Here is a 25,381-nt window from a genome sequence, read left to right as displayed (position 1 = left end):
TCCCATGGACTACGAATACGCGCCGCTGCGGTTGCCCTCGAATGTCGATCGGTTGACCGCGGCGGCGCAGCTCACCATTCAGGCGGAGTTCTCGGGGTGGGAGCTGGCCCGCGTCCAGCTCTTCGCCGACGGCAGCCGCAAGGTGATGCTCCGCCGCCGTGTGCAGCCCAGCCCCCAGCCGGGGCTGAGCTACTGAGAAAGGCCCGTCCGAGCCGGACGGGCCTTCTTCAGCTACAAATGAAGATCAGTGCTGGTGACCGGCGTGATCGTGATCGTCCTCGTCGGGCAGGAACGGGTGCTCGTCGAGCCGGCCGACCAGCAGGTCGCCCTGCTTCGGAGCGAACGGGCCGTCGCCGTCGGAGTCCTCGAACTCCTCGAGGTCGAGCGGCTCGGCGATCTCGCTGACCGTGAGCAGCCCGTCGAGCGGTTCGAGCTCGGGCACGTCGAGCGACGAGAGCGAGCCGTCGCCGGCCTGCAACAGCTCGAGCACGGCCTCACCGACGGTCTCGACCGGGCCCGCGTCCTCGTCCTCGGGCACCGAGGATCGGCGCGCGTCCTCGGCCCGGCGCAGCAGGGCCGACACGCTGGGCACGCGGTAGTCGCGACGCTGGCGCACCGACAGCACCTGCGGGTACGGGTCGCCCGAGCCGGAACCGTCGACGCCCTCGACGCCCAGGCCGAAGCGCTGGTCGGCCTCGTCGGGGTCGATCGACTCCACGTCCCACGGCGTCACCTCGCCGTACGCGTCGAGCAGCTTCTCGTCGTACGCGAAGGAAGCGTTGTTCAGGTCGACGTACGCCTGCCAGACACCGTCGTCGTCAACACGGCCCTCGGCCGCCTTGACCGCCGCGAGGTGCGCCCGGGAGGCCTCGATCACCCGCTCGAGGGCGGCGTCGAGCTCCTGGTTCTGGTCGGTCATCGGAATGGGTCCTTCCCACAGATCAGCTGTTGCGGAGCAGACGGTCGAGCACACGCACGCCGAACTTTAGCCCGTCGACCGGGACCCGCTCGTCGATGCCGTGGAACAACGAGGCGAAGTTCAGGTCGGCGGGAAGCTTCAGCGGGGCGAACCCGAAGCATCGGATGCCCAGGGTCGCGAACGCCTTCGCGTCCGTCCCCCCGGACATCAGGTAGGGCACGGTACGCGCACCCGGATCCTCGGCGCGCAGCGCGGCACCCATCGCGTCGACCAGCGCGCCGTCGAACGAGGTCTCGACCGCGGGCTGCTGGTGGACGTGCTCGATCTCGATGTCGGGCCCGATCAGCTCGCGCAGGGTGGCCAGGAACCCGTCGGCCTCGCCGGGCAGCGTGCGGCAGTCGATGGTGGCCGAGGCCCGCCCGGGGATCACGTTGTCCTTGTACCCGGCCTCGAGGCGGGTCGGGTTGGCCGTGTTGCGGATGGTGGCGCCGATCAGGTTGGCGATCGGGCCCAGCTTGGCGATCGCCTGCTCGGGGTTGGCCGGGTCGATGTCGATCCCCAGCGCGTCGCCGACCTGCTCGAGGAAGGCCCGCACGGTCGGTGTGACCACGGTCGGGAAGCGGTGGTGGCCGACCCGGGCCACCGCGTCGGCCAGGTTGGTGACCGCGTTGTCGTCGTGGATGAACGAGCCGTGGCCGGGGCGGCCGGTGGCGTGCAGACGCAGCCAGTCGAGCCCCTTCTCGGCCGTCTGCACCAGGTAGAGGCGCAGGTCGTCGTTCACCGTGTAGGAGTAGCCGCCGACCTCGCCGATCGCCTCGGTGCAGCCCTCGAACAGGTCGCGGTGGTTGTCGACCAGCCACTGCGAGCCGTACTGCATGCCGGCTTCCTCGTCGGCGGTGTAGCAGAGCACGATGTCGCGCGGCGGCACGTAGCCGGTGCGGGCCCAGTCGCGGACGACCGCGAGCATCATCGCGTCGAAGTCCTTCATGTCGATCGCGCCGCGGCCCCACAAGTAGCCGTCCTTCTCCTCGCCCGAGAAGGGATCGACCGACCACTCGCTGGCGTCGGCCGGCACCACGTCGAGGTGGCCGTGCAACAGCAGGGCGCCGCGGCTGCGGTCGGCGCCGGGGATGCGGGCGACCAGGTTGGCCCGCTTCGGCGCGGACTCCATCAGCTCGGCGTCGATGCCGACCTCGCCGAGCTGGGCCGCGACGTACTCGGCGGCGACGCGCTCACCGACCGTGGTGCGCGGGTCGCCGGTGTTGGTGGTGTCGATGCGCAGCAGGTCACGGCAGATGCCCACGACCTCGTCGGCGGCGGCGATGGTCTCCATCCGCCCTTCTTACCAGGAGATCGTTGCGCGGGTTTATCCGGAGCGGGCGCGGGGGTAATGCGCGGCGCGTGTCTTCCTTGAATCTTCCCCCGCTGCCGCCGGTGGGCGGCGAGACCACCGGCCGCAACGTCGTCGACGTGATCACCGGGGAGCACCGTGAGCTGCTCGGGCTGTGCGACCGGCTGAGCGCTGCCCCGGACGACAAACGCCTGGCCGACGTGCTGATCGCCGAGCTCTCGCGCCACCTCAGCGCCGAGGAGCAGTACCTCTACCCGGCCGTACGCCGGACCGTGCCGGGCGGCGAGCAGCTGACCGAGCGCGAGCTGGCCGAGGACCGGCAGCTGTTGATCACTTTGCAACAACTGCAGAAAGAGTTGTCGCCCGAGAAGATCAAGAACGTCGCGGACGCCGTACGCCGCCACGTGGACGCCGATGCCGAGGAGCTTCTGCCGGTCCTCGTGCAGATGGTGCCGATCGAGGACCTGATCCGGGTCGGCAACCGGTTCGAAACGGCCGAGGAGGCGGCGCCGACCCGCCCCCACCCCGGCACTCCGTCGACTCCGCCCTGGAACAAAGTGGTGGATCCGGCGGTGGCCGTAGTGGACAAATTGCGTGATGCCGTCACACGCCGGACCACGTACGCCAAGGATTTGTAGGCATTACACCGGATTGGTTAACCCATTTGTCACAAGTGGGGGATCTTTCACCGCGTCATAGGGCTAGCCTTCGATGTCTTCCAGGTCCTAACGTCACGTTATGAACCTGGAGCTGCGGCATCTCAAGGTGGTCTGCGCCATCGCGGAGACCGGCAGCGTCACCAAGGCGGCATCGCAGCTCGGGCTGGCCCAGCCGGCCCTGACCGCGCAGCTGCAGCGCATCGAACGCACCCTGGGCGGCCCGCTGTTCGAGCGGGACCGTCGCGGCGCCCGGCCCACGGCGCTGGGCGAGCTCGTGCTCGCCCGGGCCCGGGTGCTGCTGCCGGCCATGAAGGGCCTGCAGGACGAGGCGGCCCGGATGGCCGGCGCGTCCGGGGCCGACACCATGAGCCGCTACCGAATAGGGGCGCTCGGCGGCCCGATCATCGGCGGCATGGTGTCCCGGCTCTCGCAGGCCCAGCCCGAGGCCCAGATCACCACCCACGCCTCGTACTACGTGGACGATCTGGCCAACATGGTGCTGGCCGGCAAGCTCGACTACGCCCAGGTCGGTGTGTGCGGCGACGCCATCCCCTCGGCCGACTACGGCCTGGTCTGGCAGACCATCGCCGTCGACGGCATCTGCGTGCTGATGCCCGACGACCACCCGGGCACCAAGGGCGTCGACGTCGACCTGGCCGAGCTGGCCTCGGAGTCGTGGGTGGCCTCGACCGGCGACGGCTGCTTCGGCGACTGCTTCGCGGCGGCTTGCGCCCGGGCCGGCTTCACGCCGCGGCGCATGCTCGAGAGCGACGTGCGCGGCTGCATCGACATGGTCGAGTCGGGCATGGCGCTCGCCCTGTGCCAGGGCACGTTCCGGCCGCCGCCCGGGCTGACCTCGCGGCCGCTGCGGGGCGCCCCGCTGCGCTGGCGGCTGGTGCTGGGCTGGCACCCCGACTCCCCCGCCGCCCTCGGCTCGGACAAGCTGATGGAGATGGCGCAGGAGGCGTACCAGGAGGTCGTGGAGCGCAACCCGGACTTCGTCGACTGGATGGCGGACTACCCGCACCTGGGCGTGGTCCGCAGCCTGACCGCGGCGCAAGAGAAATAGACGAAAGGGCCCGGCATCATGCCGGGCCCTTTCTCGTAGCCGGATCGTCAGGCGGTGACCGGCGAGGCAACCTCGAAGGTCAGCTTGCCGTCGGCCGCGTCCACCCTGACCGTCTGCCCGGGCGCCAGGTCGGCGCCGAGCAGCATGGTCGACAGCCGGTTGTCCAGCTCGCGCTGGATGACCCGGCGCAGCGGGCGGGCGCCGAACTCGGGCTGGAAGCCCTTCTCGGCCAGCCAGTCGACCGCGGCCGTGGTGATCTCGAGGGTGACGTCCTGGTTGTGCAGGCGGCGCCGCGTCTCGTCGAGCATGAGCTCGGTGATCTGCCGGACCTGCTCCTGCTCCAGCTGCCGGAAGATGATGATCTCATCGATTCGGTTGATGAACTCCGGGCGCAGCTGCTCCTTGAGCCGCCGGTCGAGCCGGTCGCGCAGCTCCTCGTCGGGCGAGGCGCCGCCGGCCGCACCGAAGCCGACGCTGCGGCGGGTGCCGTTGATCAGGTCCGACCCGAGGTTGCTGGTCATGATCAGCACGGTGTTCTTGAAGCTCACCGTGCGGCCCTGGCTGTCGGTCAGCCGGCCGTCGTCGAGCACCTGCAGCAGCACGTTGAACACGTCCGGGTGGGCCTTCTCGATCTCGTCGAGCAGAACCACACTGTACGGACGGCGCCGCACCGCCTCGGTCAGCTGACCCGCCTCGTCGTAGCCGACGTAGCCGGGAGGCGCCCCGACCAGCCGCGACACGGTGTGCCGCTCCTGGAACTCGCTCATGTCGAGCCGGATCATCCGGTCCGAGTCGCCGAACAGCGCCTCGGCCAGCGAACGGGCCAGCTCGGTCTTGCCGACACCGGTCGGGCCCAGGAACAGGAAGCTGCCCACCGGACGGTCCGGGTCGCCCAGACCGGCCCGCGAGCGGCGCACCGCCTCGGCCACGGCCTCGACCGCGTCGTCCTGGCCGACCACCCGCTCGTGCAGGTGCGCCTCGAGACGCAGCAGACGCTCGCGCTCCTCCTCGGTGAGCTGCGCGACCGGGATGCCGGTGGCCCGGCTCACGACCTCGGCGATGTCGGCCTCGGTCACGTGGGGAACGCTGTCGGAGCCGCTGACACCCTGCTCGATCTCGGCCTTGAGCTGATTGATCTCGTCGCGCAGGGCCGACGCCTTCTCGTAGTTCTCGGCCGCCACCGCCTGGTCGCGGTCGCGGGAGAGCTCGTCCAGCTTGCGCTCGCGCTCGCGGACACCGGCGTCGGGCGTCTTGACCCGCAGCCGCACCCGGGCCCCGGCCTGGTCGATCAGGTCGATCGCCTTGTCGGGCAGGAACCGGTCGGTGATGTAGCGGTCGGACAGCTCGGCCGCGGCGTCCAGCGCCTCGTCCGTGATCCGCACCTGGTGGTGGGCCTCGTAGTTGTCGCGCAGGCCGCGCAGGATCTGCACCGTGTCCTCGACCGAGGGCTCGCCCACCAGCACCGGCTGGAACCGCCGGGCCAGAGCCGCGTCCTTCTCGATGTACTTGCGGTACTCGTCGAGCGTGGTCGCGCCGACCACCCGCAGCTGACCGCGGGCCAGGGCCGGCTTGAGCATGTTGCTCGCGTCCATGCCGCCGCCGTCGCCACCGCCACCACCCGCGCCGACCAGGGTGTGGATCTCGTCGAGGAAGACGATCAGGCCGTCGCCCTCGTTCTGGATCTCGTCGATGACCTTGCGCAGGCGCTCCTCGAAGTCGCCCCGGTAGCGGGTGCCCGCGACCAGGCCGGCCAGGTCGAGCTGGATGACCCGCTTGCCCTCGAGGGTCAGCGGCACGTCACCGTCCACGATGCGCTGGGCCAGGCCCTCGACGATCGCGGTCTTGCCCACGCCGGCCTCGCCGATCAGCACCGGGTTGTTCTTGGTGCGCCGGGACAGGATCTCGACGGCCTGCTCGATCTCGTCGGCCCGGCCGATCACCGGGTCGATCTCGCCGCGCCGGGCCATCTCGGTCAGGTCGACGCCGAACTGCTCGAGCGTCGGGGTGTTCGGGTTGTTGGGGGTACCGCCCCGGCTCTGCGACGCCTTGGGCTCCGAGCCGCCCTGCTGCTGCAGCGCCTGCGGGTCGAGCTTGCCGGCCAGCAGCCGGCCGGCGGCGGAGTCGGCGTTGAGGCCGAGCGCCATCAGGATGTGCTCGGGACCCACGTAGGAGGAGCCCAGCGCCCGCGAGATCTGCAGGCTGTCGAGCAGCGCCCGCTTCGCGGCCGGGGTCAGGGCGACCTGGGCCGGCAGGTCCTCGCGGACCCCGGCCGGGCGGCCCAGCGCGGCCAGCAGCGAGTCGGGGTCGGCGCCGGCGCGGCGAACGGTCTGCTTCATCGGCTCCTGCTGGAGCACCGACCACAGCAGGTGGTCGGTGTCGAGGTCGGCGACCGGCCGGTCGGGATCGGCGAGCTCGGCCGCGCGACGGGCGGCGCCGGAGAGAACCTCACGGGCGTCGCCGCTCATGTACTTCGTGATGTCGATGCGCGCCGAACGGCGCGGGTCCGCCGCACCGAAGAAGCGCGCGAAGAAGTCGTCCCACTGGCCGGGACCAGAGGGTCCGATCGGTCCGATGCTCATCCGTCTTCTCTTCTCTTCTTCTCTCGTAGCCTTCGTCCGTGGCGGGTGCGTACCCCGCCTCGCACGCCCCGTATCAGCGCTGTGGGCCAGCCCTCCATTCCCCGTTCCGAGGAAAAGTTGACTCGGGTAGGCTCAACTTCATGACCGTACCCCTGGTGGTCGTCGACGGGGCCAACGTCGTCGGTTCGGTGCCCGACGGCTGGTGGCGCGACCGCGCGGGAGCGGCCGAACGACTGCGCGACGCGCTGGCCCCGGTGCAGACCACCGGTCTCCCCGATCTTGCCGCGCCGGTCGAGGTCGCGCTGGTCGTCGAGGGTAAGGCGCGCGATATCGACCAGACGGGCAACGGCGTCTCCGTCGTACGGGCCCAGGGGTCGGGCGACGACGCCATCGCTGACTTGGTACGCGTCGCGGCCCCCGACCGCCGGGTCGTGGTGATCACCGCTGACCGCGGCTTGCGCGACCGGGTCACCGCATTCGGGGGCGAAGTGAGGGGCCCCACAAGCGTCCCGCGACGGTAAGGTGTGAGCGTGATCGCACGCTCGGTGACCCGCGTCTGGGCTCCCGCTGGGAGCTGGATCACGCCCGCGCTGCCGCTGTACGGCGACGATCACGAGCGCCGTGACTTCGCGCCCGCTCGTTCACTCCGCGATCGGCCGCTCTGGGCGCCTCCGCCGCTCTGGCCCCCGTGGGCTCCTGTCCACGCTGCCTGAGCCGCCCGCCCTCCGGTCGCCCTTTCCCGGGCGTCTCTGCTGCCGGCCACCGGCCCGGATCATGCCTGCGACCCCGTAACCGGCGTGCGCCGTCGCAGCCCGCGACCAGCGGTATCGCGACTCAACACTCGCGATCGAATGCCGCCCGCGGCTCTCGGCAGTCCGCGACGCGTCGTTTCGGCGCGATGCCGGCGCTGCCGTGACCCCGGTCGCCGTCGGGACTGTGCCGCCAAGAACGCCGTCGTTGGCAGCACCCCATGTCGTTGCAGCTCCCGTCGTTGCCGCGGCCCCCGTCGCTGCCGCGGCCCCCGTCGCTGCCGCGGCCCCCGTCGCTGCCGCGGCCCCCGTCGCTGCCGTCGTTGCCGCGGCTGCCGTCGTTGCCGCGGCGCCCCCTGCTTCTCGCGATCTTCGGAGTGAACCGCATGTCTGCTATTTCCGCTTCTCCGGCCGAGCGCGCCGGTGCGCGCGCTGTGCTGCGTCAGCCGTACGTACCTCTTGTTCTCACGGCCAGCCAGGTCGGCCGCCTGCCGCTGGGGGCGTCGCCGCTCGCTTTGCTGCTGTTTGCCCGTGAGTCGGTCAGCCTGGTCACGGCGGCGGCGCTCGTCGCCGTCTTCACCGCCGGGATGGCGGTCGGCGCTCCCGTCCTGGCCCGGGCAGTCGACCGGTGGCGGCAGCCGCCCGTCCTGTACGGCTCGGCGGCGCTCTCGGCCGTGGGCTACGTGATCGTCTCGCTCGCGCCCGGGCGGCCGCTCGTGATCGCGGCCGGGGCGGCGCTGGCCGGGCTGGGCACGCCGCCGATGGAGGCGTGCCTGCGCGCGCTCTGGCCCGCCCTGGTGCCGCCGAACACTGTCCACGCCGCGTACGCCCTGGACATCGCCCTGCAAGAGGTCATCTTCGTGGCCGGGCCGCTGGTGACCTTGGCCGCGGTGGCGATCGGGGGCCCGTCGGCGGGCTTGTACGCCGCCGCCCTCTTCCAACTCGTGGGGGTCGTGGCGTTCGTGCGCGCGCCGGCCGTACGGGAATGGCGGGGAACTCGCATCGAACGGCACTGGCTGGGCCCGCTCCGAGCGCACCGGCTGGCGATCATGGTGGCCGGGGTGACCTTCGCCGGAGCGGCCGTCGGCAGCATCCCGGTCGTGCTGACCGGGTACGCCGAGGCGGCCGGTGATCGCTCGCTGACCGGCTGGCTGCTGGCCGCGCAGGCCGGAGGCGCGCTGGTCGGGGGTCTGCTCTACACGCGGGCGACCCCGGGCACCCCGCGCCGGCTGCCGGTGCTGGCCGCCCTGTTCGCCGTCGGCTACGTGCCGCTGCTGCTGGCCCCCGGCACGGCGGCCATGACCGTACTGCTGATCTTGAGTGGGGTGATGTTGCCCCCGCTGCTGACCGCTGTCTTCCTCAACGCCGACCGCCTGGCCCCACCCGGCACGGCCGTCGAGGCGTTCGCCTGGATCATGACCGCCTTCAGCGTGGGCAGCGCCCTGGGAGCGGCCGCCGCCGGCCCGCTGACCGACGCCGGCATCCGCGCCGGCTTCCTGTTCGCGCCCCTCGTGGCCCTGCTCTGCATCGCCGCCATGGCCGCCACCGTCCGAGGCCGCCACCCACAGTGATCGGAGGCCGGCGGGTGTCATTCCGGGTGGATGATCCGCGGGGCATCGCATTCCGCTTCCAGCTCGCGACCCGCAGCCCGGCCGACCAGCCCGACCGGCCAACCAGCCCACCCCGCCAACCAGCCCACCCCGCCCGGCCTGGGGGCGGGCCCGACCCTACGCGTTCTCGACGAGATCGATCGCGTCGTCCACAAAGCTTCGCTCTCCACAGGACCGGACTTTTCCGGCTTGACTACTGCCGCACGGGCGCAACGAGGTGCGCGTGGTCAGCGCAGCACGGTCAGCGCAGCACGATCGGCCCGACACGATCGGCGCGTGGGGTTCGGCCCGACACGATCGGCGCAGTGGGTTCGGCCCAGCAGGCGCGGTGGGTTCGGCCCAGCAGGCGCAGTGGGGGTTCGGCCCAGCAGGCGCAGTGGGGGTTCGGCCCAGCAGGCGCGGTGGGTTCGGCCCAGCAGGCGCAGTGGGGGTTCGGCCCAGCAGGCGCAGTGGGGGTTCGGCCCGGCACGGTGGGTGCGATGGGGCATGATCCACGCTTGGCAGGGGTGAAAAGATCGCTCGTGAGCAGGCCTGATGGTTCCGCTCGGGGTCGGTGGGCAGTAACTCTCAGGATTCATTCCTGTTCAGTCAGCGGTCGAACCTCGGACCCATGGGGCCGCGCCGAGACGGGTGGGTATGACCCTTTCCAATAGGGACGATCGGGTTGACCGGCCAAGGGGCGGCCCGAGCAGCCGGGAAAGGGCGTGGCAGTAGTCTGGCGTGAAGAGTCGGGTTCCACTTAGCAGGAGGCACAACGGCGGTGGCGAGTGTCGCTGAGGTCAAAGCGGCTGTGGACGCTGCACTGCAGCAGGTCTCCGAGGGCCAGCAGGCCATCCAGGCCGCCCGCGAGAAACTGGGCGAGGCGCAGCAGAGCCTGGCCGCCGCGCTCGACGGCAGCGGCAACGACGCGGTGAGCACCGCGCACGCCTCGCTGTCCCAGGCCGACCAGTCGCTCGAGGATTGTCTGAGTGCGACGTTGCAGGCCGTCGACCAGGCCCAGACCTACACGGCGCAGCTCTGACGCGATGTCGCTGATTCAGGAACTCGGCGCCCAGCTCCGCGCGACCTCGGAGGAGTTGCCCACCGGTCAGCTCACCATCGCGCTCGAGAAGCTGCGCAGCGCCACCGAGCTGCTGATGTGGGTGCGCGAGACGTCGGTCGACCCGGTCGGCGTGCCGCAGCTGGGCAACGCCACCGAGCACGCCGAGCGGGCCGCCGCCGCGCTGCGCCTCGCGCAGGACTCGATCGCGCAATACCTGGCGAGCATCGGCCTGACCGGTGACGCCGCGGCTCCGCCCGACCGGGACTGGAAGGCCGGCCTCGAGCAACCCGACCGGGCCGAACCGCCGGAGGCCGAGGCCGCTCCCCCGGCCGAGCAGCTCGGCCCGTGGTGGCAGAAGCGCGTGGCCCAGCTGACCGGCGAGCCGCCGCCGGCCAAGACCGAGGGCGAGAAAGGCCCGGATACAGCCGAGCTGTTGCGGCGGGTGGCTTCGGGCGTACGGGCCGGCGACCGGGCCCGGTTGGGCCGGGAGCTGCACGGCGTCAACGCCTCGACCGGGCTGGCGCTGTCGGCGATCAGCTCGCCGGTGCTGAACCGCCTGGCCGGCGACCTGCTCGGGCACGAGCCCCGGCCCGAGGACGTCCCGCGGCTGCGCTCAGCGGCCGAGGGCCGGGTCAAGTCGCTGCTGCCGGGCACGTCCCCGGCCGTACTGGAAACTCTGATCGCCCGGATCTGCCGCGTCCCCACCCAGGGGTCTCCGGCCGGCCAGGCCAGTCACCCGGCCGACAGCGCGGTCACCGCGGGCGTGCTCACCGGCGTCCTGCTGGCCCGGCTGGGCCGCGACGCAGGCACGCTCGACGCGAACGCGCCCGACCCGGTGCGCCGCCCCACCGAGGCTCCCGACCAGCGATGAGGCCCGAGATCACAACCGAGAACGGGCCGAGCCATGCCTGACTCGACCTCCCAGCAGGTGATGGACATCCGGGCCGGGCTGTCGCACGCGCTCGGCGCGGCGTCGACCGCCCTCGACGCGGCCCGCGCCGGCTACACGCGTGCGGTCGACCGTCTGCGCCGGGTCACCGAGGCCGCCGAGGCGCGCCGGCACAAGGTGGCCGCGGCCCGCGACACCCGGCTGGCCGAGATCGACCAGCAGCACAAGACCGATCTGGCCGCGTACGCCGAGGCCGCCGCGGCCGCGGCCGACCGGGCCGCCCCGGGCGCGGCCGGTGACCCCTGGGACGACTGGCAGCCCACGCCGCACGACCAGGCGGCCGAACTGCGGATCGGCCGGCTGCTGCTGCCGCACCCCGAGGACGTGCCGGCCCTGGTGCCGCTGCTCGACCGCGGTCACGTGGTGGTCCGCGGCGACCGGGCGACCGGCGACGAGGTGGTGGCCGGGCTGCTGCTGCGGGCGCTGGGCACGGCCCCGCCGGGCGGCGTGCAGATCATCGGGTACGACCCCGAGCACCTCGGCGGCGGGCTGGCCCGGTTCGCGCCGCTGGCCCCGGCCAACGTGCTCACCTTCGTCGGGCCGGGCGGGCTGGGCGCGCTGCTCGACGACCTGACCGGCCAGGTCCGGCGGATCAACGAGACGGTGCTGGCGGGCGAGTACTCGTCGCTGCGCGAGCTCAACCTGGCCACCCACCGGCGGCCCGAACCGTGGCGGATCGCCGTGCTGCTCGGCGTGGGTGAGCTCAGCCGGGCCGAGCAGGCCCACCTGCAGCGGCTGCTGCGCACCGGGGCCGCCTGCGGCGTCCACCTGGTGATCCAGGGGATGCCGGTGCCGGCCGGCGAGGGCATCGAGTTCATCACGGCCGCGCCCGGCGACCGGGCCCGCATGAGCAGTGCGGGCTCTCTTCCCGTACGCCTGGATCCGGGCCCGCCGCAGCCGGTGGTGGCCGCGGCTTGCCGACGGATCGCCGAGGCGGTCGCCGCCGGTCCCGCCCCGGTGGCCCTGGACAGCCTGTTGCCGCAGGTGGAGTGGCAGGAGACGTCGGCCACCGGGCTGACCGCCCCGCTCGGGGACAGCCCGTTGGGCGTACCGGTGCCGGTGACCTTGAGCGACTACCCGCCGCACGCTCTGATCGCCGGCCCCTCGGGCACCGGCAAGACCAACCTGATCTACGCCTGGATGGGCGCGTTGGCCGCCCGCTACTCCCCCGCCGAGCTGGCCTTCTATCTGCTCGACTTCAAGGAGGGCGTGTCGTTCGCCCGGTTCGCGCCGGGCCGCCGCGACCAGACCTGGCTGCCGCACGTGCGGCTGGTCGGCGTCAACGTCAACACCGACCGCGAGTTCGGGCTGGCCCTGCTGCGCTTCCTGGGCGAGGAGCTGCGCCGCCGGGCCGACGCGGCCAAGCAGCACGAGGTCACCAACCTGGCCGAGCTACGGGCCGAGGACCCGGAGGGCTCGTGGCCGCGGATCGTGGCCGTCATCGACGAGTTCCAGGTGCTGCTCTCGGGTCGTGACGCGGTCGAGAAAGAGGCCGTCGACCTGCTCGAGGACCTGGCCCGCCGGGGCCGCTCGCAGGGCATCCACCTGATTCTGGCCAGCCAGGACGTGTCCGGCATCGAGGCGCTGTGGGGCCGCCCGGCCCTGGTCGCCCAGTTCTCGTTGCGCATCGCGCTGCCCCGGGCCCGACGCGTGCTGGCCGAGCAGAACACCGCGGCCGAGTCGCTGCCCCGCTATCACGCGGTGGTCAACGCCGACTCGGGCGCGGTCGAGGCCAACCGGGTCGTCCGGGTGCCGGCCGCCGGCGACCGCGAACGCTGGAACGCGCTCCAACATCGGCTGTGGCGGCGGCGGCCCGACGACCATCCGCCCCGGCTGTTCGACGGTGACGTGGTGCCGCGGCTGGCCGACAGCCCCGACTTCCGGCGGCTGACCCCGGCCGAGCAGATGCCGGCCCCGGTCGTGCTGCTGGGCGAGACGATCGACGTCGAGGCCCGCTCGGCCCGGACGGTGCTGCGGCGCGCGCCCGGCCGCAACCTGGCCGTGCTGGGCACCCGCACCGAGGAGGCGTGCGCGATCATCGCCACGGCTGCGCTGTCGCTGGCCGCCCAGTTCCCGCCCGAGGGCGCCCGCTACTCGATCCTCTGCCTCGACCCCGACGCCCGCCCGGCCGCGGCCGCGCTCTGCGCCCAACTGCCCGAGTGCGGCTGGTACGAGCACGACAACGCGGACTGGGTGCTCGAGGACGCGGCGGCCGAGTCGGAGGCGTCGTGGCCGGCCGACCGCCCGCACTTCCTGCTGATCTATGCGGCCGACGCGCTGCCCGGCGGCAAGAGCGCGGCCGACCAACTGCGCACGATCCTGCGCCAGGGCCCGGAAAGGCGCATCCACGTGCTGGGCTGGTGGCGCGGGGCGGCGCTGCTGCGCGACGCGCTGGGCGGCCCGGCGTCACGCACCGACCCGATCGGCTCGTGGGTGGCCCTCGACGTGCACGGCAGCGAGCTGTCCCCGTTCTATCCGGGCACGACCACGCCGTCGTGGTATCCGCGGCCGTGGCGGGCGCTGCACTTCGACCGCTCGGTCCACCGCGGGGCCGAGGTCATCATCCCGTACGGAGCTGGGTCGTGAACGAGAGCGGACTGCAGCCGGCCGACTTCGCCACCGCGGACTACCGCAGCGTCCTACGACGACTGACCACCCTGGACGAGGAGGCCGCGACCCAACGGGCCGAGGCCGTGCGCTGGCACGACGGCCGCCTGGCGGCCGCCGACGAGGCCGTGGCGGGCGCCCGCCAGGCCGTCGAAGAGGCGAAGCGGGACGTCGTGGCCGCGCAGCGCACGGTCGAGGAGGTCGACGCGCGCGCGGCCGGGCTCTGGTCGGAGTACGTGCACAAGGTGGGCCCGGTCGCCGAACGCTACGGCCGCATGATGCCGCCCGCCTCGATCCCCCGCCAGCGCACCGACCGCGACGCCGAGGACTACCTCGACGAGGTTGCCACAAAGGTGAAATACACAGCCCCGGCCCGCCCGATCACCGGCGGCGTGAAGGTGCTGTTCATCGTCTTCGGCGTCCTGGGTGGTGTGGCCGGCGCGTTCCTCAACCAGGTGCTGCGCCAGGCCGGCGACACCACCGCCGACGGCACTTGGCAGGACGCTCTGCCCGTGCTCGCTCTGCTGGCCCTGCTGGCCTGCCCGGTGCTGGCGGTCGTCGGCGCCAAACGCGTGGCCGACCGCCGCGGCACCGGCCTGGATGCCACAACGGTCGCCACCGTGCTGATCACCGGCCTGGTCACGGCCGGCCTGCTGGTCGCCGCCCTGCGTACGGCCTGACTAGCGGGCCGGGACGACCAGAGCCTCTTTGAGCAGACGCCGGGCCAGCACCAGGCGGTCGGCGTCGTCGTCGAGAGGCAGATCGGCCACCCGCACCGCGGCACCGGCCAGAGCGGCTCGCAGGGCCGGGGCGCAGTACGACGGGAAGCGCATCGTGCGGTCGACCAGGCGTAGCGCGACGTGGTCGGGGCCGTCCTCGTTCAGCTGCCACCGCAGGCCTTCGCGGGCACGGACCTCGTCGCCGGCGGTGAGGGCGGCGGCGAAGTCGAGCTGGGCCAGGGGGCTGACCGGCTCGGGGCGGGCTGAGGGCCAGTCGCGGGCGCGCAGGCGGGCCGCCACCTCGGCCGGCTCGACCGTGTTCAGCCACTCGCGCAGAGCCTCGACCGTTTCCGTGAGCTCGGGCTCGATCGCGTCGGGGTCGGAGACGTCCATCGCGTACGGCAGGGTGGCGCGCAGTCGGGCGTCGTCGGCGGCCAGGGTCAGCAGTTCCTCGACCACGGCGTAGCGGGTCAGGGCGCGGACGCCGAAGGTCAGGTGCAGGGAGCGGGTGCCCTGGGCCTCGGCCGAGTGCAGCCAGCCGCGCGGCAGGTAGAGGGCGTCGCCGGGGGCGAGCACCACATCCATGTCCGGTTCGCCCTGGGCGGTGGCCGACACCTCGTCGGCACGGCCGCCCCACGCCTGCTTCTCGAGCGGGTCCGGCAGCACGGGGGCGTGCAGGCGCCAGCGTTTGGTGCCGTCGACCTGCAGCACGAAGACGTCGTGGGTGTCGTAGTGGGTGCTGAAGCCCTGGCTGCCGGGCGGGGTCAGGTACGCGTTGACCTGCAGCGGGCGGCGCAGCTCGGCGCCCAGTTGCCGGGCGTAGTCGATCAGTGGGGGCCACAGGCGGTGCAGGCCCTGCAGCACCAGAGTGGCACCACCGGCGTACAGCTGCATGACCTGGTCGTCCTGGACCTGGTCGCTGATCTCGGCGCCCGCGCCGCCACCGCCGGTGAAGCGGGTGGCCGGCAGCACCTTGCCCTGCTGGGCGACGCGCAGGAACGGGGTGCGCAGGCCGCGCCGGCTCAGCAGTTCGTCGACGGCGTCCGGGGAGAGCAGGTCGGCGAAGCCGTCGGGCCCGGCCAGTTCGCCGGCCCGGGACAACAGAGGAGCCTTTCCCCAGTACGCGGCGGCGAACTTGCCGGGCTCGGCGGCCACGGCCCGGGCGAGCGCCGGGCGGGAGCCGCCCGGCGCGTCGTCAGTCAGCCCGGACATTGTCAGGACGCGGTGCCGTCGGCGCCGCCGTCGTGGCCGTCCGGGTTCGCGCCACCGTCAGCCGGGCCCTCGCCCGCCGAGCCGTCCGCGCCGCCGTCGTGGCCGCCCGGGTTCGCGCCACCGTCAGCCGGGCCCTCGCCCGCGCCGGTGCCCGAGGCCGAGGTGATGTCGTCGTCGCTGAGAGACATGAGAACTCCTTATTCGGTGGAAAAGACAGCGACGGCGAGGTACCCCCTGATCAACCGGTCTAACCGGGTGTGACGCGGGTATCCGCCGGGGATGCTGCGGATCGGGACCTCGGGCTGGCAGTACCGCGACTGGCGGCCGGAGCGGGGCGGGGACGACACCGGCTACCTGTATCCGGCCGGGCTGCCCCAGCGCCGGTGGCTGGAGCACTACGCCGAGCGGTTCGCGACCGTGGAGGTCAACAACGCGTTCTACCGGCTGCCGGAGAAATCGATCTTCGAGCAGTGGCGCGAGCGCACCCCGGACGACTTCTGCGTGGCGGTGAAGATGAGCCGGTACCTGACCCACATCAAGCGCCTCAAGGACCCGCGGGAGCCGGTGGCGCGGTTCTTCGACCGGGCGAGCGGGCTCGGCGGCAAGCTCGGGCCGGTGCTGCTGCAGTTGCCGCCGAACCTGAAGGCCGATCTGGGCGCGCTCGACGAAACGCTGAGCCTGGTCCCGGCCGGGGTGCGGGTCGCGGTCGAGCCCCGGCACGACACGTGGTGGACCGAGGACTGCCGGAAGCTGCTCACGCGCCACGGGGCGGCGCTGTGCTGGGCCGACCGTGGAAGCCGGCCCGTCACTCCCCGGTGGGACACGGCCGACTTCGTCTACCTGCGGCTGCACGAGGGACGGGCCCGGCCGTGGCCGCGCTACGGGAAGGTCGCGCTCCGGTCGTGGGTGGAGCGTCTGTCCTGCGTACGGGAAGCTTTTGTCTTTTTCAACAACGATCCGGGCGGCGCCGCGGTGATCGACGCGGGAGTGATGGCCGCCGCAGCCGGGCGACGGGGCCTGGCCACCACCCGGGTGCCTCGTCCTAAGGTGAGACCGTGCGGAACATCGAGTTGAACGGCCGGACCCCGGATCTTGCCGAGACCCACCGGCTGGCCTCGGTGAACTACGGGCACTTCACCTCGATGCAGGTGCGCGACCGGGCCGTACGCGGTCTGGGGCTGCACTTCGCCCGCCTGGCCGACGGCAACGAGGAGTTCTTCGGCTGGCGGGCCGAACTCGACGACGAGCACCGGCTGCGCGAGTTGATCCTGCGGGCGCTCGGTGACACCCGGGACGCGACGGTCCGGGTGTCGTACGTGCCCGGCGCCGACCCCGACGGCCCGCCCGACGTGGTGGTGGCCGTGGCCGACCCCGCGCCCGCCGAACCCGCGGCGCCGTTGCGGGTGCGCATCGACCCCGATTTCCGGCGGGACTGGCCCGAGCACAAGCACGCGTCCACGATGGGCCTGTGGCGGGCGCAGCGGCTGGCCCGGGCGGCCGGCTACGACGACGCGCTGTCGGTCGGCCCCGACCGGCTGGTGCGCGAGGGCACGGTCTGGAACGTCGCGTTCTTCAACGGAGACCAGGTGATCTGGCCCCAGGCCCCGATGCTGCGCGGCGTCACGATGGTGCTGCTGCAGATCGCGCTGACCATGCGTGGGGTGCCGTGGACGATGCGGCCGGTGCCGATGTCCGAACTGCTGGACTTCACGGCGGCGGTCGCGGTCAACTCGCGGACGGCCCGGCAGGAGATCGCCTCGATCGACGACCTGAGCTATTCCGCCGGCGACAAGCTGGCCGAACTGCTGGGCGAGGCGTACGACTCGGTCCCCTTCGACGCCCTCTGATACGGCGGGTCCGCCGCTCGAAAGCGGCGGACCCGGACGTCTCAGGGGTGTGGGGCGAGTCAGCCGGCCCGGCGCTCGCGGTTCTGCTTGCAGTTGACGCACGTGGTGGCCGACGGGAAGATCTCGAGCCGCTCCCACGGGATGGGGTTGTGGCAGCCCTCGCAGTTCCCGTACGAGCCGTCGTCGAGGCGCGCCATGGCGTGTTCGGCCTGGGTGCGCCGGTCGAGCAGAGTGCGCAGCAGCGAGGTCGCCGCGTCGCGCTCGGCCGTCTTGGAGCCGCTGTCGGCCTGGTCGTCGCCGGCCGAATCGCCGATCTCGACCAGCCGGAGCTTGTGGTTCTCGACCACGGCGGCCTCGTACTCGCTGCTCAGGTCGTCGAACCGGCTGCGCAGGACCGCGCGGATCTGGTCGATCTCCTCCGGCGTACGCCCCTTCGCGGCACTCTTGCCCGTGATGACCGCTTGATTGACGAGCATGCGCTCCCCTGCCCTTCCTCTGCCCCTGCCGGTGGTGCCCCCGAAGCCGACGCCAACGCACCGTGGTGCCGCCTGATACCCACCGCCGAAGATCCCAAACGGGGCCTCCGCTGAAAAAGTAACCGGAGCATAACTGTCAGTGGTCGGTCGCGCTACTGACTCGCTTCATGAACGTTCGAGGATCATCGCGGGACGGCGCGGATCATCGACGCGGACGACCACGTCGGCGAACGAGGCGGGGGCCACCTCGTCGGCGTACCGGCCGAAAGCGGGCAGCGTCCAAGCTTGGTCGGCCGGGGTCCGGCGGGCCAGTGCGGCGGCCGACATCTCGAGGTGCACGGTGACGTCGAAGGCCAGACCCCCGCCAAGGAGCAGAGGGCCACTGACCAGCAGAATCGTGCCCGGCGCGAGGGTGGTGTAGGGCTCCCGGGCGGCCCGGTCGACGGTCGCGTCCCAGAGCCGGCGGAGCACCCGCCCGGAGCCGCCGGGCCCGGCCGGATCGAGCACCTCACGGGCCAGGCCGGCCTCGTCGAACCAGCCCTGGTAGTACGAGTCCGGGTCGTCGCGGCCGAACTCCAGGCGCAGTGACGCGGGTCGCAGGAAGTCGGCGGTGTCTATCCGCATAGCGGGACGGCCCCGGGCCCGCAGCGGGCCGATCAGGGCGTCGGCCAGCGCCTCGGGACCGGCCGCCGGCGCGCCGTCGAAGGCGACCCGGAGGTGCTTGTCGGATTCCCGACATGTCAGCAGATCAGCGAGCTCCTCGACGAGGACGTCGGTGGAGACGGGGCGGACGCGCACCCCTACTCGTTCGGCTTGATCACCACGTGGGCGTCGTCGGAGAGCCGGTAGCCGACGCCGTAGACGGTGGTGATCAGCGGGGCCGTGCCGCCCAGCTTGAGACGCAGGCGCCGCACGTGCACGTCGACCGTGCGCTCGCCGGTGTGGTCGTAGCCCCAGACGCCGGTCAGCAGCTGGGCCCGGGTGAACACGCGGCGGGGGCGCTCGGCCAGGAAGAGCAGCAGGTCGAACTCGAGCCGGGTCAGCGGCAGCGGCGCGCCGTCGACGATCACCTGCCGGGTGCCGGTGAGCAGACGCACCTCGGGACCGGCGGCGCTGTCGGCCTCGGGGCCGGGCGCGGGCGCCTCGACCGGCGCGACGGCGGGTTCCATGGTGACCGTGCCCTGGCTGACCTCGACCAGCTCGCGCACGGCCTCGATGAGCTTGTGGGCCTGCGGCGAGATGGAGTCACCGGTCAGCGGGATGGCGACCGTGACGGTCAGGGCCGGTTCCGCCGGGCGCCGGGTGGCGGTGGAGCCGCGGCCCGGGCCGGTGGCATGTCGGGCGAGCCGTGGTGAAAGCGCACTGGCCGGCATTTAGTTGATCCCCCTGAAATTACGCTTCGGCAACCGAATACGTCCGATCACCCTCCGTAAAGCCGCGGATGATATTTCCGCCAGCCGAGTTGCGGGGTCAACCCGTCAACCACACTGTGGGAAAATCGTTCCACGGCGGAAAATGCATTCCGGTAACAGATTCTGTCAGACTGTTTACGCGTTGCCGAACGCATGGCGGGCCGACCATATGAGCCCTGACCGGCGTTTTCCCTGCTGAGGGCCCGCATCACGGCCGGATCACGACAGCATTCTGAGACGAGTGCCACACCATTGTTCGTTGCTCGTGCAAAAAGAATCCGGGCGTTCCTGAAGGAACGCCCGGATGCTTGATGCCCTTTGTTACTCGCTCCGGCCGACCAGGCGACGACCGACGGCGGCGATGAGCCGATCGAGTTCCGAACCGAACGGGTTGTCGTGCACCAGGTACGTCCACGTGGCGCTGGGCCGGACGATCTTGGCGCGGTCGGGCTCCCAGCCGTCGCTGAAGTCCGTCTCCTCGAACGTCTCGATGGTCCGCTTCTCGATCTCGAGCAGGACCTTCTGGAAGGCCGGCACGGCGGCCCGGTGGAACTCGTCGAGCGGGTCGAGCTTGCCCAGCGCCCGCAGGTGCACGCCCTCGCGCACCTCGGACAGCTCGGCCAGGTGCTCGACCCACAGCCGGTCGAGGTGGAACAGCGCGATGGCCCGGGCGGCGTCGGAGAGCACGTCCTCGTCGAGCTCCTTGGCCTTCTCGGGCGAACGCTCGAGCAGCATGATCGCGGCGACCTCGGAGGTCAGCAGCCGCTCGCGGCGCTCGGCCATGGCCACCCGCTGCTGCTCGATGACCACGCTGTAACGCCAGGTGTTGCGGTGGATCTCGTGGTTGACGCCCTCGGCCACCCGCTGGGCGTGCTCGACCGCGTAGTCGACCTGCTCGTCGTGGACGACGCCGTCCATGTCCATCCGCGGCGAGGCGGGCAGGATGTCGCCGGCGTGCCGGGTGACCAGCTCGTCCTCGAGGCTGACGAAGAAGACCGAGCCACCGGGGTCGCCCTGGCGGCCGGCCCGGCCGCGCAGCTGGTCGTCGACGCGGCGACTGTCGTGCCGGCCGGCGCCGATCACATAGAGGCCGCCCAGCTCGACGACCTCGTCGCGGTCGGCCTCGGCGCTGCCGCCGAGGCGGATGTCGACGCCGCGGCCGGCCATCTGGGTCGAGACGGTGACCGCACCCTTGGCGCCCGCCTCGGCGATGATCCGCGCCTCCTCGGCGTCGTTCTTGGCGTTCAGCACGTTCGACGGCACGCCGACCGCGGCCAGCTGCTTGGCCAGCAGCTCGGACGCCTTCACGTCGAGCGTGCCGACCAGCACCGGGCGGCCCTTCTCGTGGGCGATCTTGATCTCTTCGACCAGCGCCTCGTCGCGCGTCTCGTGCGCGGAATAGATACGGTCGGGTTCGTCGTCGCGGATGTTCTCGGCGTTGGACGGGATGACCGCGACCTCGAGCTTGAAATACTCGCGCAGCTGCTCGCCGACGTGCACGGCGGTGGCGGTCATGCCGCACACCGTCTTGTAGAGCGCGATGTAGGCCTGCACGGTGATCGTGTCGAGGACCTCGCCCTCGGCCGTGGCGCTCAGCCCCTCTTTCGCCTCGACCGCGGCCTGCAGGCCGTCGGGCCAGCGGCGGCGCTGGGCGACCCGGCCCCGCATCTCGTCGATCAGCTCGACCGAGCCGTCGCGCACGATGTAGTCGACGTCGCGGCGCAGCAGGGCGTGGGCATGCAGGGCCACGTTGACCGCGGACAGCTGCAGCACCTGGTCGTCGGCGTAGAGGTCGACGTCGCCGAGCTGCTCCTCGATCTTCTTGAGCCCGGCCTCGGTGAAGGCGACGCTGCGGCCGTCCTCGGCCACCTCGTAGTCCTTGCCCGCCTTGAGCTCGCGCACCAGCTCGGCCGCGTCGTGCACCGGGTCGGCCTCGGTGGCGATGCTGCCGGCCAGCACCATCGGCACCCGGGCCTCGTCGATCAGGATCGAGTCGGCCTCGTCGACGATTCCCGTGGCCAGCTCGCGCTGCACCCGGTCCTCCACGTCGGTGACCAGCTGGTCGCGCAGGTAGTCGAAGCCGGCCTCGCTGACCGAGACGTACGTGACGTCGGCCAGGTAGGCCTCGCGGCGCTCCTCGGGGGTCGACGCCTCGGTGACCCAGCCGACGCTGAGCCCGAGCAGCTTGTAGACCGGCTGCATCCACTCGGCGTCACGACGGGCCAGGTAGTCGTTGACGGTGAGGACGTGCACCGGGCCGTGTCCCAATCGCACGTGGCCGTACGCGGCGACGACGGCGGTGAGCGTCTTGCCCTCACCGGTGGCCATCTCGGCCACCTTGCCCGAGAGCAGGGCCATCGCACCGAGCAGCTGGACGTCGTACGGCCGCTGTTCGAGGGCCCGGTGGGCCGCCTCGCGGCCGACGGCGCAGATCTCGGTGAAGTCGGACGCCTCACCGGCCGCCTTGGTCAGCGCCTCGTCGTCGAGCTCGCGCAGCGCGTCCTCACGCGCTTCGATGGCCGGCAGACGCTTGCTGAACGGCGCCAGGTCGACCGTCGTGCCCGGACGCTGCAAAAACTTGCGGAACCGGCTCTTCAGCCGCTGCGACACACCCATGGCGCGCAACGGTACTTCATTTCCCTGAGTGGTTGGTGACGACTGCCACGGCCGACCGCGTTTGTGTCGGGTCCCGGGCGGGCACGTTGAGCCGGCGGAAAGTGAAAGCGAAGGAGGCAGGGTGCCGAGTCAGCTCGTGTGCCGGCCGGAACGGGGCTTCCCCGTGGCCGTGCTACGTGTCAGCGGCACCCTCGACCAGGTGACCGGCGACGCGCTCCAGCAGGCGGTGCGACTGCGCCTGGCCGACCAGCCGACAGTGCTGCTGCTCGACGTGGCCGGACTGCGCATCGGGGACCCGGTGGGACTTTCCGCGCTCAGTGCGACGGTGTGCGAGGCCCACGAGTGGCCCGACGTGCCGGTCGTGCTGTGCGGCGCCGACCGCCGGACCCTCAGCATGATCACCGGAGCGCCCGAGTGCGCCGGACTGCGGTACGCCGACGACTTCCGGGCGGCGGTGGCGGCGGCCCGGGCCGAGACCGTCCCGCCGCGGATCCGGGTGCGGCTGCGCCCGGTGCCCGACGCCTGCCGGCAGGTGCGCCATCTGGTCACCCAGGCCTGCGCGTCCTGGCAGCGGTCGGGGCTGGCCGCGACGGCGACCCTGATCGCGACCGAGCTGGTGGCCAACGTCGTGCGGCATGCGCAGACGACCATGGACTTCACCGTGCAGCCGCTGCGGGGCGGCCGGTTGGGTCTGACCGTACGGGATCACAGCCGGCGCATGCCCAAGCCGGGCGACGCCCGGTTGTCCGACCCGGGCGGTCGTGGCCTGCGCCTGGTGCGCGACCTGACCGACGCCTGGGGAGTTCTGCCGGTGACCGACGGCAAGGTCGTCTGGGCCCGGATGCGCCCGGACACGCTGTGAACAGTCGCGGACCGAGAGCGCGCGCCTGCGCTGAGGTGCGATAGCGTTTCCGGGTGCAGCCGACGGATCCCGAATTCGAAGCGCTACTGATCTATCTCAAGGAGTCGCGCGGCTTCGATTTCACCGGGTACAAGCGGTCCAGCCTGGTGCGGCGGGTCAACCGCCGGATGAGCCAGGTCGGCGCGGGCGGCTACCAGGACTACGTGGACCACCTGCAGGTCCATCCGGACGAGTTCACCGCGCTTTTCAACACCATCCTGATCAACGTCACCGGCTTCTTCCGCGACCCCGAGGCCTGGGACTATCTGAGCAAGGACGTGCTCGGCCCGATGCTCGCGGGCAAGCCGGCCGGCTCGCCGATCCGCATCTGGTGCGCGGGCTGCGCGTCCGGCGAAGAGGCGTACACCCTCGCCATCGCCCTGGCCGAGCTGCTCGGCCTCGAGGCGTTCAAGGAGAGGGTGAAGATCTATGCCACCGACGTCGACGAGGAACAGCTGAACGAGGCCCGCCAGGCCACCTACAGCGATCGCCAGATGGAAGCGGTGCCGCCCGAGCTGGCCGAGCGCTATTTCGAGCAGTCGAACGGGCGGTTCGCCTTCCGCAAGGACATGCGCCGCTCGGTCATCTTCGGCCGCAACGACCTCGTGCAGGACGCCCCGATCTCCCGGATCGACCTGCTGACCTGCCGCAACACGCTGATGTACTTCAACGCCGAGACCCAGGCCAAGATTCTCGGACGATTCCACTTCGCGCTGCGCGACGACGGTGTGCTCTTCCTGGGCAAGGCCGAGATGCTGCTCAGCCACACCAGCCTGTTCACGCCGATCGACCTCAAGCGCCGGGTCTTCCGCCGGGTCCCCCGGTTGTACGCCCGGCCCGGCGTCGCCTTCGCCGACCCGCCGCCGCCGGCCGGGCTGCCCGCCACCGGGCTCGACGAGCTGCGCAACGAGGCCTTCGCGGCCAGCCCGCTGGCCCAGATCTCGCTCACCTCCGACGGCCTCGTCGCGGTCTCCAACCGTCAGCTCGAGAAGCTGTTCGGCGTGTCGTCGCGCGACATCGGCCGGCCGTTCCGCGACCTCGAGCTGTCGTACCGCCCGGTCGAGCTGCGCCGCTACATCGAACAGGTGCAGTTGGAGAGGCGCACGCTGCGCATCTCCGACGTGGACTTCCCCCGCGGCGGCGACATGGTCAACGTCGAGGTGCAGATCAGCCCGCTCGTCGGGGCCGACGGCAGCCTGCTCGGCGTCAACATCATCTTCCACGACGTGACCTCGGCCCGGCGCCTCAAGGACGAGCTCGAACACGCCAACCAGCAGCTCGAGGCCGCGTACGAGGAGCTGCAGTCGACCAACGAGGAACTCGAGACCACCAACGAGGAACTCCAGTCCACGGTCGAGGAGCTCGAGACCACCAACGAAGAGCTCCAGTCGACCAACGAGGAACTCGAGACGATGAACGAGGAGCTGCAGTCGACCAACGACGAGCTCCAGAGCATCAACGACCAGCTGCGCATCTCGAGCACCCAGCTCGACGAGGCCAACGACTTCCTCGAGACGGTGCTGACCAGCATGGAGGCCGGCGTCGCGGTCGTCGACCCCGACCTGCGCATCCGCATGTGGAACCGCCGGGCCGAAGACCTGTGGGGGCTGCGTTCGGGCGAGGTCATCGGCCAGCACTTCCTCAACCTCGACATAGGGCTGCCGATCGAGCGCCTGCGGCCGATCCTGCGGGCCGCCCTCGGTCCCGATGCCACGGGCACCGAGCTGCTGGTGGACGCGGTCAACCGGCGCGGCCGGCCCATCTCGGTGCGGGTGGCGTGCACCCCGCTGCGGCGCCGCGAGGGCGGCATCCAGCCCGAAGGGGCGATCATCGTGATGGAGACGGGCCCGGTGGAACCGGCCTGACCCGCCCGTTTGCCCCCGTGAGCGGTGGGTATGCGGCGCGGGGCGGTCACTGCTCGGAAGGCGGGAAGCATGGCCATCACGTACGACGTCCGGGGCGACGAGACCGTCCTGATCGGGTCGATCCGGGGTTCCCTGGCGCTGGAAGACGTCTCATCGCTGCACGTGAACCTGCTCAAATCGCTCGCCGAGCAGCCCACGGCCCTGTTGCTCGACCTGTCGGCGATGCACGTCACCGACCCGTTGGCGCTGTCCGTGTTCAGCGCGACCACCCGGCAGGCGGCGCGCTGGCCCGAAACCCCGGTGCTGCTGTTCGGTCCGCCGCCGCCGACCCGCGAGCTGCTTAACGGGTCCGCCTACCGCCGGCTGATCGTTCTCGGCGGCCTGGCCGAGGCCCGGGCCCGGCTGGCCGAGGACCCCGGGGCCGGGCCCAGGGTCTTCGAGGAACTGCTGCCGGTCAGAGGCGCGGCTCGGCACGCCCGCGACCTGGCCACCGACGCCTGCCTGCGCTGGGACCTGCCGCACCTGGCCGGCCCGGCCAGCCTGATCGCCAACGAGCTGGTCGGCAACGTCGTCGACCACGCGCACACGATGATGACCCTGCGGCTGTCGCTGCTGCCGCGCTACCTGACGGTCGCCGTCCGGGACGGGTCTCCGGTCGAGGTGCGGCTACCGGTCGACGTGCCGCTGGACGCCCGGCGCGGGCGCGGGCTGATGCTGGTCGACGCGACCGCGCACGCCTGGGGTTGCGTGCTGACCGCCGACGGCAAAGTGGTCTGGGCGTCGCTGCGTCGCTGACCTT

Annotated in this window: 23 protein-coding genes; 14 read left to right on the top strand and 9 right to left on the bottom strand. The window is 71.8% G+C overall.

Features of this window, described 5'->3' with window-relative positions:
• Positions 1-4: 4 nt before the first annotated feature.
• Positions 5-196 carry a DUF5703 family protein gene (locus M1L60_RS05535; protein WP_253236186.1) on the top strand — a complete coding sequence of 64 codons (192 nt, stop codon included), beginning with the start codon at positions 5-7 and terminating at the stop codon, positions 194-196.
• A 48-nt stretch (positions 197-244) separates the two neighbouring features.
• Here the strand turns inward: M1L60_RS05535 and M1L60_RS05530 are convergent, their stop codons facing one another.
• Positions 245-919 (bottom strand): hypothetical protein, encoded by a 675-nt coding sequence (locus tag M1L60_RS05530; RefSeq protein WP_253236185.1) that lies wholly within the window; start codon positions 917-919, stop codon positions 245-247.
• A gap of 22 nt (positions 920-941) precedes the next feature.
• Entirely contained in the window at positions 942-2,252 is a 1,311-nt protein-coding gene (locus tag M1L60_RS05525) for a M20/M25/M40 family metallo-hydrolase (protein WP_253236184.1), read from the bottom strand.
• 77 nt (positions 2,253-2,329) lie between these two features.
• On the opposite strand from M1L60_RS05525, the gene M1L60_RS05520 reads away from it, so the two are divergent.
• Together M1L60_RS05520 and M1L60_RS05515 are read left to right on the top strand one after the other, a co-directional pair.
• Positions 2,330-2,908 carry a hemerythrin domain-containing protein gene (locus tag M1L60_RS05520; RefSeq protein ID WP_253236492.1) on the top strand — a complete coding sequence of 193 codons (579 nt, stop codon included), beginning with the start codon at positions 2,330-2,332 and terminating at the stop codon, positions 2,906-2,908.
• A gap of 100 nt (positions 2,909-3,008) precedes the next feature.
• The gene (locus M1L60_RS05515) at positions 3,009-3,998 is read left to right on the top strand and encodes a LysR family transcriptional regulator (protein ID WP_253236183.1); all 990 of its coding nucleotides are present in this window, start codon (positions 3,009-3,011) and stop codon (positions 3,996-3,998) included.
• Positions 3,999-4,045: 47 nt separating this feature from the next.
• Here M1L60_RS05515 and M1L60_RS05510 read toward each other — a convergent pair whose 3' ends face one another.
• Positions 4,046-6,577 carry an ATP-dependent Clp protease ATP-binding subunit gene (locus tag M1L60_RS05510; protein WP_253236182.1) on the bottom strand — a complete coding sequence of 844 codons (2,532 nt, stop codon included), beginning with the start codon at positions 6,575-6,577 and terminating at the stop codon, positions 4,046-4,048.
• Positions 6,578-6,717: 140 nt separating this feature from the next.
• Between M1L60_RS05510 and M1L60_RS05505 the strand changes: the two genes are divergently transcribed.
• From M1L60_RS05505 to M1L60_RS05480, 6 genes are all read left to right on the top strand, one after another.
• Positions 6,718-7,098, top strand: a complete 381-nt coding sequence (locus tag M1L60_RS05505; RefSeq protein WP_253236181.1) for a hypothetical protein — start codon at positions 6,718-6,720, stop codon at positions 7,096-7,098.
• A gap of 614 nt (positions 7,099-7,712) precedes the next feature.
• The gene (locus tag M1L60_RS05500; protein WP_253236180.1) at positions 7,713-8,897 is read left to right on the top strand and encodes an MFS transporter; all 1,185 of its coding nucleotides are present in this window, start codon (positions 7,713-7,715) and stop codon (positions 8,895-8,897) included.
• Positions 8,898-9,696: 799 nt separating this feature from the next.
• The gene (locus tag M1L60_RS05495) at positions 9,697-9,957 is read left to right on the top strand and encodes a hypothetical protein (RefSeq protein ID WP_253236179.1); all 261 of its coding nucleotides are present in this window, start codon (positions 9,697-9,699) and stop codon (positions 9,955-9,957) included.
• 4 nt (positions 9,958-9,961) lie between these two features.
• Complete coding sequence (locus M1L60_RS05490; RefSeq protein ID WP_253236178.1) at positions 9,962-10,849, top strand: hypothetical protein; 888 nt, start codon at positions 9,962-9,964, stop codon at positions 10,847-10,849.
• A gap of 33 nt (positions 10,850-10,882) precedes the next feature.
• Positions 10,883-13,513 carry an FtsK/SpoIIIE domain-containing protein gene (locus M1L60_RS05485; protein ID WP_253236177.1) on the top strand — a complete coding sequence of 877 codons (2,631 nt, stop codon included), beginning with the start codon at positions 10,883-10,885 and terminating at the stop codon, positions 13,511-13,513.
• Complete coding sequence (locus M1L60_RS05480; protein WP_253236176.1) at positions 13,510-14,214, top strand: hypothetical protein; 705 nt, start codon at positions 13,510-13,512, stop codon at positions 14,212-14,214. Before M1L60_RS05485 ends, M1L60_RS05480 begins: the two co-directional genes overlap by 4 nt.
• Here M1L60_RS05480 and M1L60_RS05475 read toward each other — a convergent pair whose 3' ends face one another.
• Both M1L60_RS05475 and M1L60_RS05470 read right to left on the bottom strand, forming a co-directional pair.
• On the bottom strand, positions 14,215-15,465 hold the full coding sequence (locus tag M1L60_RS05475; protein WP_253236175.1) for a cupin domain-containing protein: 1,251 nt from the start codon (positions 15,463-15,465) through the stop codon (positions 14,215-14,217).
• 2 nt (positions 15,466-15,467) lie between these two features.
• On the bottom strand, positions 15,468-15,653 hold the full coding sequence (locus M1L60_RS05470; RefSeq protein WP_438862072.1) for a hypothetical protein: 186 nt from the start codon (positions 15,651-15,653) through the stop codon (positions 15,468-15,470).
• 91 nt (positions 15,654-15,744) lie between these two features.
• Here M1L60_RS05470 and M1L60_RS05465 point away from each other — a divergent pair, with 91 nt between their 5' ends.
• Both M1L60_RS05465 and M1L60_RS05460 read left to right on the top strand, forming a co-directional pair.
• Positions 15,745-16,539: a DUF72 domain-containing protein gene (locus M1L60_RS05465; protein WP_253236174.1), complete on the top strand. Its 795-nt coding sequence runs from the start codon at positions 15,745-15,747 to the stop codon at positions 16,537-16,539.
• Positions 16,521-17,312 (top strand): aminotransferase class IV, encoded by a 792-nt coding sequence (locus tag M1L60_RS05460; protein WP_253236173.1) that lies wholly within the window; start codon positions 16,521-16,523, stop codon positions 17,310-17,312. Before M1L60_RS05465 ends, M1L60_RS05460 begins: the two co-directional genes overlap by 19 nt.
• Before the next feature lie 59 nt (positions 17,313-17,371).
• On the opposite strand, the gene M1L60_RS05455 is transcribed toward M1L60_RS05460, so the two are convergent.
• The 4 genes from M1L60_RS05455 to secA2 form a co-directional block, all read right to left on the bottom strand.
• The gene (locus tag M1L60_RS05455) at positions 17,372-17,788 is read right to left on the bottom strand and encodes a TraR/DksA family transcriptional regulator (protein ID WP_253236172.1); all 417 of its coding nucleotides are present in this window, start codon (positions 17,786-17,788) and stop codon (positions 17,372-17,374) included.
• A gap of 165 nt (positions 17,789-17,953) precedes the next feature.
• Entirely contained in the window at positions 17,954-18,586 is a 633-nt protein-coding gene (locus M1L60_RS05450; protein WP_253236171.1) for a nucleoside/nucleotide kinase family protein, read from the bottom strand.
• Positions 18,587-18,588: 2 nt separating this feature from the next.
• On the bottom strand, positions 18,589-19,161 hold the full coding sequence (locus M1L60_RS05445; RefSeq protein ID WP_253236170.1) for a winged helix-turn-helix domain-containing protein: 573 nt from the start codon (positions 19,159-19,161) through the stop codon (positions 18,589-18,591).
• Between the two features lie 360 nt (positions 19,162-19,521).
• On the bottom strand, positions 19,522-21,816 hold the full coding sequence (gene secA2, locus M1L60_RS05440) for an accessory Sec system translocase SecA2 (protein ID WP_253236169.1): 2,295 nt from the start codon (positions 21,814-21,816) through the stop codon (positions 19,522-19,524).
• Between the two features lie 121 nt (positions 21,817-21,937).
• On the opposite strand from secA2, the gene M1L60_RS47720 reads away from it, so the two are divergent.
• From M1L60_RS47720 to M1L60_RS05425, 3 genes are all read left to right on the top strand, one after another.
• Positions 21,938-22,678: an ATP-binding protein gene (locus M1L60_RS47720; RefSeq protein ID WP_253236168.1), complete on the top strand. Its 741-nt coding sequence runs from the start codon at positions 21,938-21,940 to the stop codon at positions 22,676-22,678.
• Between the two features lie 53 nt (positions 22,679-22,731).
• The gene (locus M1L60_RS47715; RefSeq protein WP_253236167.1) at positions 22,732-24,582 is read left to right on the top strand and encodes a CheR family methyltransferase; all 1,851 of its coding nucleotides are present in this window, start codon (positions 22,732-22,734) and stop codon (positions 24,580-24,582) included.
• 69 nt (positions 24,583-24,651) lie between these two features.
• Positions 24,652-25,377: an ATPase gene (locus M1L60_RS05425; protein ID WP_253236166.1), complete on the top strand. Its 726-nt coding sequence runs from the start codon at positions 24,652-24,654 to the stop codon at positions 25,375-25,377.
• The last annotated feature ends 4 nt before the right edge of the window (positions 25,378-25,381 follow it).

It is taken from the genome of Paractinoplanes aksuensis (assembly GCF_024137025.1).
GTDB classification, from domain to species: Bacteria; Actinomycetota; Actinomycetes; order Mycobacteriales; family Micromonosporaceae; genus Actinoplanes; species Actinoplanes aksuensis.
The sequence above is the reverse complement of the archived record's forward strand: the minus strand, read 5'-3'. Positions and strand labels throughout refer to the sequence as shown.

Excerpts from the sequence above, each read along its gene's own strand:
- M1L60_RS05535 (WP_253236186.1), top strand. The coding sequence starts at position 5 with ATGGACTACGAATACGCGCCGCTGCGGTTGCCCTCGAATGTCGATCGG.
- M1L60_RS05530 (WP_253236185.1), bottom strand. The coding sequence starts at position 919 with ATGACCGACCAGAACCAGGAGCTCGACGCCGCCCTCGAGCGGGTGATC.
- M1L60_RS05525 (WP_253236184.1), bottom strand. The coding sequence starts at position 2,252 with ATGGAGACCATCGCCGCCGCCGACGAGGTCGTGGGCATCTGCCGTGAC.
- M1L60_RS05515 (WP_253236183.1), top strand. The coding sequence starts at position 3,009 with ATGAACCTGGAGCTGCGGCATCTCAAGGTGGTCTGCGCCATCGCGGAG.
- M1L60_RS05510 (WP_253236182.1), bottom strand. The coding sequence starts at position 6,577 with ATGAGCATCGGACCGATCGGACCCTCTGGTCCCGGCCAGTGGGACGAC.
- M1L60_RS05505 (WP_253236181.1), top strand. The coding sequence starts at position 6,718 with ATGACCGTACCCCTGGTGGTCGTCGACGGGGCCAACGTCGTCGGTTCG.
- M1L60_RS05500 (WP_253236180.1), top strand. The coding sequence starts at position 7,713 with ATGTCTGCTATTTCCGCTTCTCCGGCCGAGCGCGCCGGTGCGCGCGCT.
- M1L60_RS05490 (WP_253236178.1), top strand. The coding sequence starts at position 9,962 with ATGTCGCTGATTCAGGAACTCGGCGCCCAGCTCCGCGCGACCTCGGAG.
- M1L60_RS05485 (WP_253236177.1), top strand. The coding sequence starts at position 10,883 with ATGCCTGACTCGACCTCCCAGCAGGTGATGGACATCCGGGCCGGGCTG.
- M1L60_RS05475 (WP_253236175.1), bottom strand. The coding sequence starts at position 15,465 with ATGTCCGGGCTGACTGACGACGCGCCGGGCGGCTCCCGCCCGGCGCTC.
- M1L60_RS05470 (WP_438862072.1), bottom strand. The coding sequence starts at position 15,653 with ATGTCTCTCAGCGACGACGACATCACCTCGGCCTCGGGCACCGGCGCG.
- M1L60_RS05465 (WP_253236174.1), top strand. The coding sequence starts at position 15,745 with ATGCTGCGGATCGGGACCTCGGGCTGGCAGTACCGCGACTGGCGGCCG.
- M1L60_RS05455 (WP_253236172.1), bottom strand. The coding sequence starts at position 17,788 with ATGCTCGTCAATCAAGCGGTCATCACGGGCAAGAGTGCCGCGAAGGGG.
- M1L60_RS05445 (WP_253236170.1), bottom strand. The coding sequence starts at position 19,161 with ATGCCGGCCAGTGCGCTTTCACCACGGCTCGCCCGACATGCCACCGGC.
- secA2 (WP_253236169.1), bottom strand. The coding sequence starts at position 21,816 with ATGGGTGTGTCGCAGCGGCTGAAGAGCCGGTTCCGCAAGTTTTTGCAG.
- M1L60_RS05425 (WP_253236166.1), top strand. The coding sequence starts at position 24,652 with ATGGCCATCACGTACGACGTCCGGGGCGACGAGACCGTCCTGATCGGG.